Source organism: Variovorax sp. GW823-FHT04F07 (genome assembly GCF_058795995.1).
The window spans coordinates 873,262-888,656 of sequence record NZ_JBXAIG010000001.1 but is presented as its reverse complement, the minus strand read 5'-3'; the positions used below and the strand labels follow the sequence as shown (position 1 = coordinate 888,656).

Annotated in this window: 15 protein-coding genes and 2 pseudogenes; 8 read left to right on the top strand and 9 right to left on the bottom strand. The window is 69.1% G+C overall.

All coding sequences use genetic code 11. The features are described 5' to 3' along the window. Positions 1-47: 47 nt before the first annotated feature. The 7 genes and pseudogenes from AC1RAA_RS04165 to AC1RAA_RS04135 form a co-directional block, all read right to left on the bottom strand. Entirely contained in the window at positions 48-620 is a 573-nt protein-coding gene (locus tag AC1RAA_RS04165) for a DUF1120 domain-containing protein (RefSeq protein ID WP_492726669.1), read from the bottom strand. After that, positions 617-958: a FimD/PapC C-terminal domain-containing protein gene (locus AC1RAA_RS04160; protein ID WP_492728317.1), complete on the bottom strand. Its 342-nt coding sequence runs from the start codon at positions 956-958 to the stop codon at positions 617-619. Before AC1RAA_RS04160 ends, AC1RAA_RS04165 begins: the two co-directional genes overlap by 4 nt. Before the next feature lie 3 nt (positions 959-961). Then, positions 962-1,435: pseudogene (locus AC1RAA_RS04155) on the bottom strand (fimbria/pilus outer membrane usher protein); the annotation flags it as partial. Next, positions 1,322-2,661 (bottom strand): annotated as a pseudogene (locus tag AC1RAA_RS04150) (fimbria/pilus outer membrane usher protein); the annotation flags it as partial. The pseudogenes AC1RAA_RS04150 and AC1RAA_RS04155, both read right to left, overlap by 114 nt. 107 nt (positions 2,662-2,768) lie before the next feature. Beyond that, entirely contained in the window at positions 2,769-3,485 is a 717-nt protein-coding gene (locus AC1RAA_RS04145; protein ID WP_492726667.1) for a fimbria/pilus chaperone family protein, read from the bottom strand. A gap of 274 nt (positions 3,486-3,759) precedes the next feature. Next, positions 3,760-4,455: a DUF1120 domain-containing protein gene (locus tag AC1RAA_RS04140; protein ID WP_492726665.1), complete on the bottom strand. Its 696-nt coding sequence runs from the start codon at positions 4,453-4,455 to the stop codon at positions 3,760-3,762. Between the two features lie 101 nt (positions 4,456-4,556). Further along, positions 4,557-5,276: a DUF1120 domain-containing protein gene (locus AC1RAA_RS04135; protein ID WP_492726663.1), complete on the bottom strand. Its 720-nt coding sequence runs from the start codon at positions 5,274-5,276 to the stop codon at positions 4,557-4,559. Between the two features lie 351 nt (positions 5,277-5,627). Here AC1RAA_RS04135 and AC1RAA_RS04130 point away from each other — a divergent pair, with 351 nt between their 5' ends. Both AC1RAA_RS04130 and AC1RAA_RS04125 read left to right on the top strand, forming a co-directional pair. After that, positions 5,628-6,305, top strand: a complete 678-nt coding sequence (locus AC1RAA_RS04130) for a response regulator (protein ID WP_492726661.1) — start codon at positions 5,628-5,630, stop codon at positions 6,303-6,305. A gap of 50 nt (positions 6,306-6,355) precedes the next feature. After that, positions 6,356-8,674 carry an ATP-binding protein gene (locus AC1RAA_RS04125; RefSeq protein ID WP_492726659.1) on the top strand — a complete coding sequence of 773 codons (2,319 nt, stop codon included), beginning with the start codon at positions 6,356-6,358 and terminating at the stop codon, positions 8,672-8,674. 12 nt (positions 8,675-8,686) lie between these two features. Here the strand turns inward: AC1RAA_RS04125 and AC1RAA_RS04120 are convergent, their stop codons facing one another. Beyond that, complete coding sequence (locus AC1RAA_RS04120) at positions 8,687-9,574, bottom strand: LysR family transcriptional regulator (protein ID WP_095745258.1); 888 nt, start codon at positions 9,572-9,574, stop codon at positions 8,687-8,689. 131 nt (positions 9,575-9,705) lie between these two features. Here AC1RAA_RS04120 and AC1RAA_RS04115 point away from each other — a divergent pair, with 131 nt between their 5' ends. Then, the gene (locus AC1RAA_RS04115; RefSeq protein ID WP_095947658.1) at positions 9,706-10,704 is read left to right on the top strand and encodes a tripartite tricarboxylate transporter substrate binding protein; all 999 of its coding nucleotides are present in this window, start codon (positions 9,706-9,708) and stop codon (positions 10,702-10,704) included. Further along, positions 10,701-11,888, top strand: coding sequence for a M20 aminoacylase family protein (locus AC1RAA_RS04110; RefSeq protein WP_492726656.1), 1,188 nt, complete (start codon positions 10,701-10,703; stop codon positions 11,886-11,888). Before AC1RAA_RS04115 ends, AC1RAA_RS04110 begins: the two co-directional genes overlap by 4 nt. Before the next feature lie 4 nt (positions 11,889-11,892). Here the strand turns inward: AC1RAA_RS04110 and AC1RAA_RS04105 are convergent, their stop codons facing one another. Next, positions 11,893-12,777 (bottom strand): AraC family transcriptional regulator, encoded by an 885-nt coding sequence (locus AC1RAA_RS04105; protein WP_492726654.1) that lies wholly within the window; start codon positions 12,775-12,777, stop codon positions 11,893-11,895. Positions 12,778-12,872: 95 nt separating this feature from the next. On the opposite strand from AC1RAA_RS04105, the gene AC1RAA_RS04100 reads away from it, so the two are divergent. Genes AC1RAA_RS04100 through AC1RAA_RS04085 form a run of 4 tightly spaced genes read left to right on the top strand, consistent with a single transcriptional unit; the run spans position 12,873 to position 15,393 of the window. Next, a complete protein-coding gene (locus AC1RAA_RS04100; RefSeq protein ID WP_492726653.1) occupies positions 12,873-13,421 on the top strand; it encodes a carboxymuconolactone decarboxylase family protein in 549 nt (182 codons plus the stop codon). Position 13,422: 1 nt separating this feature from the next. Beyond that, positions 13,423-13,974 carry a redoxin family protein gene (locus AC1RAA_RS04095; RefSeq protein ID WP_492726651.1) on the top strand — a complete coding sequence of 184 codons (552 nt, stop codon included), beginning with the start codon at positions 13,423-13,425 and terminating at the stop codon, positions 13,972-13,974. 22 nt (positions 13,975-13,996) lie between these two features. After that, entirely contained in the window at positions 13,997-14,689 is a 693-nt protein-coding gene (locus AC1RAA_RS04090) for a glutamine amidotransferase (RefSeq protein WP_492726649.1), read from the top strand. Further along, positions 14,686-15,393 (top strand): MOSC domain-containing protein, encoded by a 708-nt coding sequence (locus AC1RAA_RS04085; protein WP_492726647.1) that lies wholly within the window; start codon positions 14,686-14,688, stop codon positions 15,391-15,393. Before AC1RAA_RS04090 ends, AC1RAA_RS04085 begins: the two co-directional genes overlap by 4 nt. Positions 15,394-15,395 lie beyond the last annotated feature (2 nt).

The following is a 15,395-nucleotide window of genomic DNA, read 5'->3' as shown; positions in this document are numbered from 1 at the left end:
CGCCTTGTGGGCGAGCCGACGGGGTGGCCTGCGCTCTGGACGACGGGCTAACGGCCCAGAACTTCGAAACGCCCCGCGCCTTCCCAGGTGCTCTCGGCACCCACGCGCGTGGCGGCGGCGCCCACGAAGGGCTCGATCTCGAGCTGCACCGTGAGGCGTTGGCCCTGGGCCAAGCCTGCGCCGTCCATGGGTGACATCCGGTCGCCGGGCCGAAGGAGCGACGAGGGGGCCGCGCCCGTGGCATCCGCATGCGATGCGGCCAGGCGAACCGGCTTGCCGTCGAGTTGCGCCTGCACGATCCGCAGGGTGAAGCGACCGTTCCCGGCGAACCGGAAACCCGTGTCGTCCGCTGCCGCGCCCTGGAACGACAGCGCCATCGCCGTGCGTTCGGCGCACACCGCCGCGAGCGTCACGAGGCGCTTGCCCAGCGAGGCCCGGGCGGGGTCGGGCTGGCGCTCCAGCAGCTGTGCGCGGGTCATCCGTCCGTAGTCGACGAGCGACTCGCTCAGTTGCGTGTCGCAGCGTGCCGAGGCTTGTGCATGCGCCGGCATTGCTGCCAGCGCGGCAAGTGCCATGCCGAACGTCGCGCCCATTCGGCGCAGGTTTTTCATCGTGATCATTGGTGTGCTTCCATGGCCGTGCAGGTCGCATCGGCCGATTCAAAGTAGGCGGTGGCGTCCGGCTTTTCCGGCAGCGAAAACGCGAGCCTGCAACTGCCGCCGTTCGACAGCGTGACCCGCAGGTCCGCGCCATCGCGCACGTCGGGCAGAAAGACCTGCCCGCCGTCGACCACCGAGGTGACGTACTGGTTGTCGCCGTCGACCACTGCCCAACCCTTCTCGAGCGCCTGCCCTGAGGGGCCGATGGCTTTCAGCAGCACCCGGCGGGCGTTGACCACGCCGAAGCGGATGTGGTTCACCGATCCGCGACCCGCATCGAGCTCCTGGTAGCCGTTCACCAGGTCGACGTTCCGGGGCAGCGACCGGGTCGCGATCTCCAGCCGGCTCGTGTGGTACGGGAACAGCTGCGGGGCCACCGCGCGCCCCCAGGCATCGGTCCACACCGGGCCTTGCGGCGTGCCGATCCGGACGCCGGACACGCCCCCCACCGAGACGATGCCGAAGGTGTCCTGCACGGGGTACGGCGAGAACGTGACGCCGTCCTTGTGGGCGACGATGCCGCCCTGCAGCTGTCCGCTGTAGGTGGTGCTCGCGCCGTTGCGCGAGAAGCCCAGGGTGGCTTGACCGTGTCCGCCAGGTCGCGAAAGCCCCGGGTCTGTTGCGTGGCGCTCATCGACGCCGACAAGGCGGGCGAGATCACGCGGCTCAGCGACGCGTTGACCTGCGTGCCGCGCACGCCCGCCCCTGTGGCGTTGGACACGGCCTGGCGAAACCCCGCCATCGTGCCCGGCACCACCATGCGATTCACGGCCCATGCCGCGGCCTGGTAGCGCGAGGCCGCCATGGCACCCGCCGTCAGGTGCGTGCGCTTGTCGAGCGCCCAGGTGCCGGTGCCCGTCGCCACCCATGGCTTGTCTTGCCGCTCACCGTGGCCATACGGGCGGTAGCGTCCGACCGCGAACGAGTAGCCCGCCGTCGTGCGAAGCGCGGTCGCGCCCAGGGCGGCCGCTGGCACGGTGAACGGCCGGCGTGAGCCGTCGGCCTCGATGACCGTGACTTCCAGGTCGCTCGCGCCGCTGAGCAGCGGCAGGCCCGTGAGCGAAAACGGCCCCGGCGGAACGACCGTCGAATAGATGAGCGCCTGGTTCTGCCGCACCTCGACGCGGGCCTGCGTGTGGGCGATGCCTTCGACCACCGCGCCGTTGTCGCGTGCGTCGGCGCGCAGGGCTTCTTCCGGGACGATCTGCACGCCCAGGATCGGATCGCCCGGGAAGATCGAGCTGGCGATGGTGATCTGGCCGCCCTGCACCGTCGAGCCCAAGCCGGTCAGCGTCTTCTGGCCGTAGGCATACAGGTGCTGGAGCTTCTCCTTGCCGTTGTTCGATGTGTAGCTCTGGCGGCTGCGAAAGATCCAGTCGCCGACGTTCAGGCCGGCCTCGGTGCCCAGCGAATGGAAGCTGCTGGTGCCGCCGGCATGGCGGCTGTCCATCGTCAGCAGGTCGTAGTTCAGCAGGCCGGCGACGCCGCCGCTGCTGAAGGTGTCGGCCCGCTCGCGGGCCCGGAACGCGTCGGTCGGCACGAGGAGGCGGACCTCGTCCCTGCCGGGGCGCAGCTCGACGATGGTGCTGGGGAACTGGCGCTGGAATTCGTCGCAGGCCGTGGCGCCCGCAGCGGCGTCGTTCGCCGTGCGGCCCGCGACGAGGCCGGCCTTGTCCCGCAGCGTTTCGTCGAAGCACAGGCGGCCGTCCGCATCGAAGGTGGCAGGCACCAGCCCGCGCCGCTCGCCGTTGACGAACAGCGTCACCACGCTCGTCCCGGCGCGAAAGCGGGCTTCGCGGCGGAAGTAGTCCGCCAGCTTCGGGTCGATGCCGCGCTGCTTGAGCACGTCCTGATCGAAGCCGGCGACCTGTTTTTCCTTGATGAACTGCTCGATGGCGTCGGCGCGCTCCTCGCCGGCCAGGGCAAAGGCCGAGGGAGACACCAGCAGCACGCAGAGCGCCGCCGGCAGGCCGACCGAAGCGCCTTTCGTGCGCCCGCCCATGGCGGCCGCAGCCACCGGCGAGCGGCGGTGAACTCGGCCCGGGGCGCGCCCGCGCGGCCGATGGGCGGCCGCCGGGGCCGCGGTGCGGTAGGACAACCCAGCCATCGTCAGTGCGCCGCGAGCCTGACGTCGTAGCGGGCCACGGTGAAGCCATACACCGTCGCAGGCACCATCCGCACCGTGGCGGCCCCCTTCGCAGCGGCCGGCAGGGGCACTTCCACCGTCTCACCGGGCAGCACATAGGGGCGTGGCAATTCGACCGTCGCGGTCGACGGCAGCAACTGGACCTCGGTGGCCATGCGCACCACGTACGGGCTGTCGTTCACGACGCGCAGCGTGCCGGTCCCGACCGACCACTTCAGTCGCTTCCATGGCTGGTCGTCCTTGGCCAGGCCCTTGGGGTGGATCAGCACCGGCAGGTTCTGGCGCACGTTCATGGTCACGCGCAGGCCCGGTTCCGTGTTCTTCGGCGGGATGCCTTCGAAGATCACGCGCCGCAGGCGTTGCGTCTTCAGCGGCTCCTTGGTCTGCAGCAGAAAACGCACCAACTGCGTCTCACCCGGCTCGACCCGGGCGACCGGCGGGGTCACGATCAGCAGGGTGTCGTCGTCCCCGGGAATGCCCGTCAGTGATGTGAACATGAGCGCCGGCTTGGCGTCCGTGTTCTTGACGTTGATGCTGGCTTCGCCATCGCTCTCGTTGACGATGACGACCGAGGTCTCCGGCAGCATGCCCGCGGCATGCAGCGGCAGCGGGGCAAGGCCAGCGATCCATGCGGTCGAGGCGGACAGTGCGAAAACAAATCTGGCGGGGATGAAGTTCACGGTTCTCTTTCCTGTGGTCGGACGAGCGCGTCCGCCGTCTCGAAAGGGGCGCTTTCGAGAAGAATCAAAAGTGGGGAGGGACCGACGGGCTGTTCGCCAGCCGTGGCACCAGGGGTGGCACCGCGTCGATCCCGATCGGTCCGACGCGATGCCGAAGGGTCCTCAATGCCGCAGCGGGCTCGAGAACGGGATGTCCCGGAAAGGATTGCGCCAGGCGCCCTGCCCGGCACAACCCCGTATCGGGCGGAAGGACCGCCCGATACAGCCGTGTGGCTTACAGATAGACGAGTTCGAACGTCGACAGGCCATCCAGCGGGATCGCGTGGGTCAACGGCAGGTTGCTGCCCTTGTCGATGGCGGTCGTCACACGGATGTCCGTCGTGGCAGACTTGTGAGCATTCGGCCCCGATCCCCCGTTGTTGACGAATGCGATGAGTCTGCGCCCATCAGTCATCAGGCCGCCAGTGTTGAGGTTTCCCCAGGTGGCGCCGCCGTTCGCGCTAAAAATGGGTTTCGCGACTCCTCCATCGGCGGTCGCACCCACAATCTGCATCGAATAGGCGCCAATCTTCTGGCCATCCGAAGTGCCCAAGCCGAACTTCGTTTCCGGCTCCGCCGCACCCGTTTGAAGCGAAGTGACCGCGGTTCCTGCGCGTTCGTCGATCGTCCTGAAGCCGAACAGCACAGGCGCTTCGCAGGTCATGCCAAGTTGGATCGATTTCTCCGGGAGATTGGTCTGGGCCGTCGGGCTCAGCGAACGGGCGGGAATCTTGCCGTAGTCGACCACGCCACCGCCTGTGAAAACGAGCGCGCAAGCAGTCGGCGTGATCGTGCCGGCGATCCGGAGTTCGGCGCTTTCGGCGCTCGCCTGGCCGGGGACGAACATCACGCCGACCACGCTGGCGACGGCGGCGAGAGTTGCAATTTTCTTCATAAATATTTCTTCAAGAAATTCAAAAAAGGATTTCAACGAAGGATTCGTTGACACCCGCCAAGGCCCCGCAACGCTGCCCCTGGCGGCAGAAGAAACAAGAGCGGAAATGAATCGGCGGGCTGTTCGCCAGTCGCTGCTTACAGGTAGACGAGTTCGAACGTCGACAGGCCATCCAGCGGAATCTTCTGGGTCAGTGGCAGGTTGCTGCCCTTGTCGATGGCGGTCACCACACGGATGTCGGCCGTGATGGCGGTGTGGGCGCCTGGCACCGTTCCCGTGGCACTGGCGGCGAACGCAACGAGCGTGCCGCCGTCGCCGGTCATGCCGCCCGCAAAGTCCGACCAGGTGGCCCCGCCGTCGACGCTGTTGATGTGTTTGGTGCTGCCTTGATCGGCCGTCTCTTTCGTGATCTGCAACGAATAGGCGCCGATGTTCTTGCCATCCACGGCGCCCAGGCCGAACTTCGCGTTCGTGGCATACCCCGGAATGGTTTCCAACGCGGCGACCGCCGTCGCAGCGCGTTCGTCGATCACCTTGAAGCCGAACAGCGCGGGCGAATCGCAGGTCAGCGTCAGTTGGGTCGACTTGTCCGCGAGCGTGGTCTGGGCCGTCGGGTTCAGCGAGCTGGCGGGAATGTTGCCGTAGTCGACCACGCCACCGCCGGTGAAAACGGGCGTGCACGCGGCCGGAATGATGATGCCGGCAATCCGCAGTTCAGCGCTTTCGGCGCTCGCCTGGCCGGGCACGAACATCACGGCAGCCGCGCAGGTGACAGCGGCAAGGGTTGCAATTTTCTTCATTGGTATTTCCTCAAGAACTTCAAAAAAAGGTTCAACGAAGGATTCGTTGAAACCCACCCATGGCCTCGAAACGATGCGTTGGACTGCATCGCAACGAACCCAATCCAACCGCCGATGCGTCGGGTTTCGCGTCGCAAGGGCCTTGTGCCTCTTGCAGCGAACGCCCTTGGAAGTGCGCACGGAAAGCGTGTGAGCGGCGGCGTGTTTTGTTCCGATGAATTGTTCTTTTTGGGTGCTTTTCCCGATATAGAAATGCAACGAAAAATCGGGGGGACGACTTAGAGATCGTTCGAAAATTCGAGCGCCGGGGCGGCGCGGGCTTGCGCGGCGTGCGCTCGCGCATCCCCTCGTTGTGATGGTGTCGGCGCGGGAGCGAGCAACCTACGATCCGCCCACTGGGAGGTCCTGATGGCACACCACCTCACCGCGCAGCCGCTTCGCCTGATGCTGCTCGACGACCACGCGGTCGTCCGGCATGGCCTGATCGCAAGATTGGCGGACGAGCCCGACCTGTCGGTGGTCGGCAGCCATGCCACCAGCCGCGAACTGCTCGATGCCCTGGCCACCGTGGCGGCCGATGTCGTGCTCGTGGATTTCTCGCTCGGGCCTTCGGACATCGACGGGCTCAACCTCCTGCGGGCGCTGAAGGTCCGGCATCCGCGCAGCCGGACGATCGTCATCTCCGCGCACTACAGCGCGGCCACCGTGGCACTGGCGTTGAAAGCCGGCGCGCGCGGCTATGTCGGCAAGAACCAGGAACTGGACGAGCTCGTGGCGGCCGTGCGCACGGTGAGCAAGGGCCGCATCCACCTGCATCCCGACATGGCGGCGGACATCGCCACCCTTTCCGAGGCCGCGTCGCACCACACCGACGCCGAGGCGCTCACGAAGCATCCCCAGTTGTCCCCGCGCGAGCGCGAGGTGCTGCGCTGCTGCCTGGAGGGCCTGTCGGTCACGCAGATCGCCACCAAGTTCTCCCGCAACGTGAACACCATCAGCACGCAGAAACACGCGGCGTTCCGCAAGCTGGGCATCCGCACGGACAACGAGCTGTTCAAGATCCGCCACCAGCTGGACAAGACATGAATCCCTGGCGCGCTCTCGGGCGAGCGGCCCGGTGGACGATGTGCGGCGCGATGGCCCTCCCCGCCGGCCCCGCCTGGGCGCAGGCGCAGCCCCTCTTCACCGACGAGGAACAGCGCTGGATGAAGGCCAACCCCGTCGTGCGCTACGCCGCCGACACGCGGCTGAGCCCGCTGGAGTCCATCGAGCATGGCCGCTACAAGGGATTGATCGCGGAGTACCTCGACGCGGTCGCGCGCAAGTCGGGCCTGCGCTTCGAGCTGCACGCCACCCACGACTGGCAGGAAGCCCAGCAGGCCTTCCTCGACGGCAAGGTCGACATGTTCCCGAACGCCAGCGCCGACCGCACCACGCGCGAGGTCGGCGCCCGGCTGCGCCTGACCGATCCCTTCTTCGTGGCGCAGACGATCATCGTCACGCGCACTGACGCCCCCTTCGTCCTGCACATGAAGGACCTGGACGGCAAGGTGGCGGCCGTGCGCGGCGGAGGCACCTACGCCCATGTCTTCGCCGAGCGCTACCCCGGCGTGCGCGTGCTGCCCACCAGCGAGCCGATGGAAAGCCTCGACGCGGTGATCACCGGCGAGGCCTACGCCGCCATCGGCTCCGACGCGGTGTTCCTGCCCATGATGCGCCGCAGGCATGCGCGTCAGCTGAGCATCTCCGGCACGATCGGCGATCTCCTATACGTGGCCCAGATGGGCGTTCGCGCCGACCTGCCGCTGCTGCATTCCATCGTGGAGAAGTCGCTCGCCAGCCTCTCGGCGGCGGAGACGGGCCAGATGAACGACCGGTGGCTGGAACAGACCGACTTCGGCGAGCCCTCGCTGCTGTCGATCGTGCGCTACCGCCTGCCGCAGCTGTTGCTGCTGCTCGGCGGCGTCGTGCTGCTCGGCTGGTTCGCCTGGCGCGCCCGCGTGGCGCAGCGCGCCGCACAGAAGAGCGAGCGCACCAAGTCGAACTTCCTGGCGGTCATGAGCCACGAGATCCGCACGCCCATGAACGCAGTGCTGGCCTCCATCGAGATGCTGGCGCACACGCCGATGGATGCGCGCCAGAAGCGCTTCACGCGCACCGCTTCGGCGGCCGCCGAAGCCCTGCTGTCGCTGCTGGACGATGTGCTCGACCTCTCCAAGCTAGACGCCCGGCGCCTCGCGCTGGAACTGGTGCCCACCGACGTCGACGCGCTGGCGCAGAAGGTGGCGCATGTGGCGCGCGTGAACGCGCAGGACAAGCCGCTGGTCATATCGGTGCGCACGCACAACCCGTCGGTTCGGCAGGTGCTGATCGACCCGACACGCTTGCGGCAGGTGCTGCTCAACCTGCTGGGCAATGCCGTGAAGTTCACCGAGCGCGGGCGCATCGACGTGACGCTGGAGCTTCTGGACGATGGCGACATGAACGGCCTGCTGACGGTCACGGTGAGCGACACCGGCATCGGCATTGCGCCCTCGCAGCAGGCCACCCTCTTCGATGCCTATTCGCAGGCCGACAACTCCACCACGCGGCGCTTCGGCGGCACCGGGCTGGGGCTGACCATCTGCAAGGAGCTGGTCGAGTTGATGGGCGGCGAGATCCGGTTGACCAGCCGCCTCGGTGCGGGCACCTCGGTCGAGTTCGCCTTGCCGGTGCGGCTTGTATCGGCCCCACAAGAACTGTCCAAGGATGCCGCTGCGGCGCATGGCAGGCCGCCTTCCGGCCCTGCGGCCACCGTGCTGGTCGTGGAGGACCATCCGGGCAACCAGTTCATCATCGCGGAGCAACTGCGCATGCTGGGCTACGACGCCCGGATCGAAGCCGACGGCGCGGCGGCACTGGCCGCGCTCGCGCCGCCGCATCCTTTTGCGCTCGTGCTCATGGACTGCCACATGCCCGGGATGAGCGGCTACGAGGCGACGCGCCGCCTCCGAGAGAGCGAGCGAGAGGCAGGCGTCAGCCATCTGCCCGTGATCGCGATCTCGGCGGCGACCGACTCGGCGCACCTCGACGAATGCATGGAAAGCGGGATGGACGGCGTGCTCAAGAAACCGCTGCGCCTGGACGAACTGTCGAGCATGCTGCAGCTCTGGCTGGGCGGGGCGCCGTCGTCGCCGCAACGTCCCGACACGGCCTTGCCGCCGCAGTTTCACGAGGCCATGGCGGAAGACCTTGCGGCACTGCGTCGGGCGTTCGCTGCGGGCGACACCGCGAGTGCGGCGCACCATGCCCACCGGATCAGGGGCGCGGCCTTGATGGTCGACGCTGCGGCCGTGGCAGCGCCCGCCGATGCGTTGGAGGAAATCGCCTGCGGCGAAACCGCTTCGGATCACATGCGCGTGGCGGACCTGCTGGACGAACTGCAGCTTGCGCTGTCGGCGCACGCGGCGTCCTGAGCAGACGGCGCCCTACGCCCCCGCCATCCGCTCCTTCATCAGCCGCCGAAGAATCGCCAGCGCCGGCGCCTCGGTGCGCTGGCGCAACGTCACCAGCCCGAAGCGCGCCGTGCCGCGCATCGGCGGCTCCATCCGCAACTCGACCAGGTCGGGTGCCGACTCGTGCACCGCGAGCAGCACCGTGTCGCTCTGGCGCACCACGTCGGCGATGCTGGGCAGCTCCTCGCACTGCAGGGTCACGCAGTTGGCAGGATGCGCCTGCGGGCCGTAGGTTTCGACCAACCCGCGCGCCACCTCGTCGCTCAGCGGCGTCGAGGCGATCGGGTAGCGCTGCACCGCCTCGAAACTCACGCCCTTGCGCAGCCGTGTGAGCGGATGGCCGCGGCGGCACAGGAAGGCGCCGCGCAGCTCGTACACGTGGGTCAGCACCAGGTCGGGCGCGGGCTTGAGCGCGCGCGCATCGACCACCAGCGCATCGAGGCTACGCTCGCGCAGCGCCTGCGCCAGCAGGTCGGTGCTGCCGCGCGCGATCACGGTGCGCACGGCCGGGTGGTGCGTCGCCATGTGCAGCAAAAAGGGCGTCATCAGCAGCGCGCCCGGCCCCGAGCCCAGCCCGATGCGCACGGTGCCGCCCTCGCCTTCGCGCATCTGCCGGCCGCGGTCGCGCAGCGCCTCGGCCTCCGACACCAAAAGCCGCGCGCGCTCCAGCACCTCGCGCCCGAAGACCGTGAGCTCGTTGCGCCGGCCGATGCGGTCGAACAGCGGCATGCCCAGCTCGTCCTCGAGCGCACGCACGCTGCGGCTGAGCGCGGGCTGCGTCAGGTGCAGCGCCTGCGCCGACTGGCTGAACGAGCCCGTGTGGGCCAGCGAAATCAGGTGCCTCAGTTGAACCAGCGTCATGGCGAAAACCTCGTTTTCAAGAATGCATTGGACTCATGCTAATGCAGCCAACAATGCATTGGACGTTGCGTCGGGCCGCTCCTAGCATTCCCCTGCATCCGGCCCCACGAGCCGGCACCACCCCAGGAGACATGACTTTGACGACGACTTCGCTCTTCCGATCCGCGCTGCTGCTCGGCTGCGGGCTGATGCTGCTGGCCGCGGGCCCCGCCCGCGCCGACGGCTTTCCCGCCAAGCCCGTGAACCTGATGGTTCCCTACCCGGCCGGCGGCCCCTCGGACGCCACCGCGCGCATCTTCACCGTGCCGCTGGGCAAGGCACTGGGCCAGCAGGTGGTCGTGGAGAACCTGGGCGGCGTGAGCGGCGCCATGGCCGCGCAGAAGGTGCTGGCCGCGCCGGCCGACGGCTACTACCTCTTCCAGGGCTCGCCCAACGAGATCATCCTTGCGCCGCTGGCCAATGCGGCCGTGAAGCTCAAGGCTGAAGACTTCCGCATGGTGCACCCGGTCGCCGAGGCGGTGATGGTCTTCGTCGCCCGCAAGGACCTGCCGGCCAACAGCGTCGACGAACTCATCGCGCTGGCGCGCAAGTCGCCCGACAAGCCGCTGTCGTACGGCAGCGTGGGCATCGGCTCGCTCTACCACCTGATCCTCGAGAAGGTGCAGCTGGACACCGGCGTAAAGCTCATGCACGCGCCCTACAAGGGCAATGCGCCGCTGCTGCAGGACATCGGCGGCGGCCAGGTCGACTTTGCCGTGCTGGTCTACAGCGCCGCCATGGGTGCGCTGGCCGACCAGGGCCGGCTGAAGATCCTCGGCCAGCTCGGCGGGCAGCGCTCGGAGCTGCTGAAGAACGTGCCCACCGCCAGCGAAGGCAAGGAGCTGAAGAACGTCAACTACAAGACCTGGAGCGGCTTCTTCGTGCGCAAGAACACGCCCGAGGACGTGGTGCAGAAGCTGCACCAGGCCGTCGGCGCGGCGCTGAAGGAAACGAGCGTGCGCGAGCAGCTCGCCGCCCAGACGCAGCTGGCCTCGCCGCAGACGACGCTGGCCGAATCGGCGAAGTTCTACGAAGCCGAAACCGCGCGCTACCGCGACATCGCCAAGTCCATCCGACTGGAACCCCAATGAGCACCACCGCCCTCCTGAACGACCTGCACGCCAGCGCCGACACCTTCATCGGTATCCGCCGCGACATCCACCAGCACCCCGAGCTCGGCTTCGACGAGCACCGCACCTCGGCACTGGTGGCCGAAAAGCTCGAAGCCTGGGGCTACACCGTCGAGCGCCATGTGGGCGGCACCGGCGTGGTGGGCCGGCTGGTGCGCGGCAGCGGCACGCGCCGCCTCGGCCTGCGCGCCGACATGGACGCCCTGCCCATCGACGAGGCCACGGGCCTGGCCTACGCCAGCGCGCACACGGGCGTGATGCACGCCTGCGGCCACGACGGCCACACGGCGATGCTGCTGGCGGCGGCGCAGCACCTGGCCGAACGCGGGCGCTTCGACGGCACGCTGAACCTGATCTTCCAGCCCGCGGAGGAAGGCGGCGGCGGCGCGGTGCGCATGATCGACGACGGCCTGTTCGAGCGCTACCCCTGCGACGCCATCTTCGCGATGCACAACATGCCCGGCATGGCGCAGGGCCGGCTGGCGATGCGCGAAGGCCCGGCCATGGCCTCGTCCGACTACGCCACCATCACCCTCACCGGCGTGGGCGGCCACGGTGCCATGCCGCACCGCGCGGCCGACCCCATCGTGGCCGCGGCCAGCATCGTGATGGCGCTGCAGAGCGTGGTCTCGCGCAACATCGATCCGCTGCAGATGGCGGTGGTCACGGTGGGCGCCATCCACGCGGGCAAGGCCAACAACGTGATTCCGCAAGGCGCCGTGCTCGAACTGAGCGTGCGCGCCCTCGACCGCGAGGTGCGCAAGAAGATCGAAACCCGCATCAAGGCGCTGGTGGCCGCGCAGGCCGAGAGCTTCGGCGTGCAGGCGCAGATCGACTGGCGGCCCGGCTACGCGGTGCTGGTCAACACGCCCGAAGAGACCGCCTTCGCGCGCACCGTCGCCGAAGAACTCGTGGGCGCGGCGCAGGTCACCTGGCAGACGCCGCCGCTGCCGGGCAGCGAAGACTTCGCCTTCATGCTGGAGCGCGTGCCCGGCTGCTACCTGCTCATCGGCAATGGCGACGGCGACGCGCACGGCGCCTGCATGGTCCACAACCCGGGTTACGACTTCAACGACAGCAACGTTGCCGTGGGCGGCGCCTACTGGGTGCTGCTGACCGAGCGCTTTCTGCGCGCAGAGGGTTGAGCGCTCAAGCCGACTGCCGCGCGAGCCATTCGCGCGGCGACACGCCCACCTTCTGCGCGAACAGACGCGACAGCGCCGAAGCGTTCGCGTAGCCAAGGCTGTCGGCAATCGCCTTGACCGACGCGCCCGTGCGCAGCTCGGCCTGGGCGATCGTCAGGCGCCACTGCGCGAGGTAGTCGGCGGGCGTCGCGCCCACCACCGACTTGAAGCGCGCCGCGAACGCGCTGCGCGACATGCCGGCCTCCGTCGCCATCTGTTCGAGCGGCCACGGCTCGCCCGGGCGCTCGTGCAGCGCGACCAGCACGCGCGCCAGCTGCGGATCGCCCAGGCCCGTCAGCAGGCCGGCGGGAACGCCGCTCTCCTGCGGATGGTCGAGCAGCCAGCGCAGCAGCTGGATCAGCACCACCTCGAACAGCCGGTCGGCCAGCAGGCGGTGCCCGCACAGCACGCGCCCGGTTTCCGCGAACAGCAGCGCCAGCGAAGCTTCGAGGCCGTCGACCGCATGCAGCGGCAGCCGCACCAGCGGCGGCAAGGCACGCACCAGCGGGTGCGCCTCGCCGCCGTCGAAGTCGACCGTGGCGCAGACGAAGTCCGAACCTTCGGTGGGCGCGTTGTGGAAGTCGTGCGCCAGCGGGCGCGGGTAGAACAGCAGGCTGGGCTCTTTCACGACCAGCTTGCGCGGCACGCCGGCCGAACGCACCGACGGCGCCGAATGCGTGACCACCATCTCGCCGCGCCGCATCACATGCAGGAAGCTGCGCCCTTCCTTCGCCGCGAAGTGCGTCACGCTGCACAGCGGCCCCGTGTGGAACAGGTGGGCCCGGACACGGAAGCGTTCGAGCAGGGACGAGAGCCTGTCGATGGGCGGCGGCGGTGGTGCGCTCGGCATTGGACGAAAAGGTATGTTGAATGGATGAAAGCGTTCAAATCATACGGATTCCGGGAAGACACTGCCTCCATCGTCATCACCGAAAGGAAGTCTTCATGCCCCGCGTCAACCTCGTCACCGACACCGCCGCCACCGGCGACGCCCAGTCCTTGCTCGCCGACATCCACGGTGCCTTCGGCGCCACGCCCAACATGTTCCGCGCCGTCGCCAACTCGCCCGCGGCGCTGCGCAGCCTCTGGGGATCGTTCGGCGCACTCGGCGGCGGCGTCATTCCGGCGCAGCTCGGCGAGCAGATCGCCGTGGCCGTGGCCGACCGCAACGCCTGCCACTACTGCCTCGCGGCCCACACCGCGCTGGGCCGCAAGGCGGGCGTGTCGGCCGCCGACATGGCGGCCGCGCAGGCCGGCGAATCGGCCGACCCGCGCACGGCGGCGGCGCTGCGCTTTGCGCTCAAGCTCGTCGATGCACGCGGCCAGGTCAGCGACGCCGACGTGCAGGCCCTGCGCGCCGTGGGCTTCGACGACCGGCACATCGTCGAGATCCTGGCCCACGTCGCGCTGAACCTGTTCACCAACTACGTGAACGTGGCGTTCCAGGTGCCGGTGGATTTCCCGCAGGTGAAGCTGCGCACCGAGGCGGCCTGACATGACCTGGCCGCGCCCCGAGGCGCCCGAGCTGCAGGTCGCGCAGTGGCTCAACACCGATGCGCCCGTCACGCTCGCGTCGCTGCGCGGCCGGGTCGTGGTGCTGCACGCGTTCCAGATGCTGTGCCCGGCCTGCGTGTCGCACGCCTTGCCGCAGGCGAAGAAGACTCAGAAACTGTTCGCCGCGAAAGACGTCGCGGTGATCGGCCTGCACTCGGTGTTCGAGCACCACGACGTCATGACGCCCGCCGCGCTCGACGCCTTCGTGCGCGAGTACCGGCTGGGCTTTCCCATCGGCATCGACCAGCCCTCGCCCACCGGCGGCATTCCCGCCACGATGCGCGACTACCAATGGCAGGGCACGCCGAGCACGGTGCTGGTCGACCGGCAGGGGCGCCTGCGCATGAGCCACTTCGGCCTGCTCGACGACATGGCACTGGGCGCCGCCATCGGGCAGCTCGCGGCTGAAGAGGCCCCTGCGCACCTCATTGCACAACCTGCAGACGATGCATCGCCAGACGGCCCGTGCGACGACACCGCCTGCCGCGCCTGAACGAAGAAAGGACACTCGCCGCATGCCATGCATCGCCCTGCAACACCTCGCCTTCGAAGACCTCGGGCGCTTCGCCAACGTGCTCACCCGGGCCGGCCACGCCATCGACTACCGGCAAGCGGGCCCGTTCGCGCTCAGCGCCGACGAGTGGCGCCACGCCGACCTCGTCGTGGTGCTCGGCGGCCCCATCGGGGCGTACGACACGGCGACCTACCCCTGGCTCGCCGAAGCGATCGCCGGCCTGCGCGAACGGCTGGCGCTGCAGCGACCCACGCTGGGCCTGTGCCTGGGTGCGCAGCTCATGGCCCGTGCGCTCGGCGCGCGCGTGTACCCGTCGGGGCACACGGAGATCGGCTGGGCGCCGGTCGACCTGAGCGCGGCGGGCCGGGCCTCGTGCCTTGCAGCGCTGGACGGCGAACCCGTGCTGCACTGGCACGGCGACACCTTCGACCTGCCGCTCGGCGCCGAACTTCTGGCAAGCACCGCGCGCACGCCGCACCAGGCCTTCAGCCACGGCCGCCATGCGCTCGCGCTGCAGTTCCACCCCGAGGCCGACCCCGCGCGCATCGAGCCCTGGCTCATCGGGCACCACCACGAACTGGCCACGGCCGGCATCGACATCCCCGCGCTGCGCGCCCGCAGCGCCGAGTTGGCCGACCTGCGCTCCGATGCCGCGACGCGCATGCTGACCGCATGGCTGGCTCAGCTCGCATGACGCAACCCGCCCTGCCCATCGACGCGCTGCTGGTCGGCCCCGTGGCCTTGCTGCCCGACGGCCGCACACGCAGCGGCATCCGCAAGACGCCGACGGCCGATGCACTGTGGCTGTCGACCACCGGCCTGCAGGGCGACGCGCAGGCCGACCTGCGCATCCACGGCGGTGTCGAGAAGGCCGTGCACCACTACCCGCGCGAGCACTACGCGGGCTGGGCGGCGGGCGGCCAGCGCACCGAACTGCTGGCGCACGCGGGCGCCTTCGGCGAGAACATCTCGACCACAGGCTGGGACGAATCGACCGTGTGCATCGGCGACGTCGTGCAGCTCGGCGACGCGCGAGTGCAGGTGTCGCAGGGCCGGCAGCCCTGCTGGAAGCTCGATGCGCACTTCGGCAGGCCCGGCATGGCGCGCGAGATGCAGGCGCGCGGCTGCACGGGCTGGTACTACCGCGTGCTCGAACCCGGCTGGGTGCGGGCCGGCGCGATGGCCACGCGCGTGGAACGTCCGCACCCGGACTGGCCGCTGTCGCGCCTCATCGCGCTGCTGTTCTCGCGCGACGCGCGCTTCGCCCCCGAATGGGAACAGGCCGCCGCCCTGCCCGCCCTGGCCGAGCGCTGGCGCGCCACCTTTCGCAAGCGGGTGGATGCGGAGCGCGTCGAAGACTGGGAGCCGCGATTGCGCGCACCCGACACCGATGCCTGAGC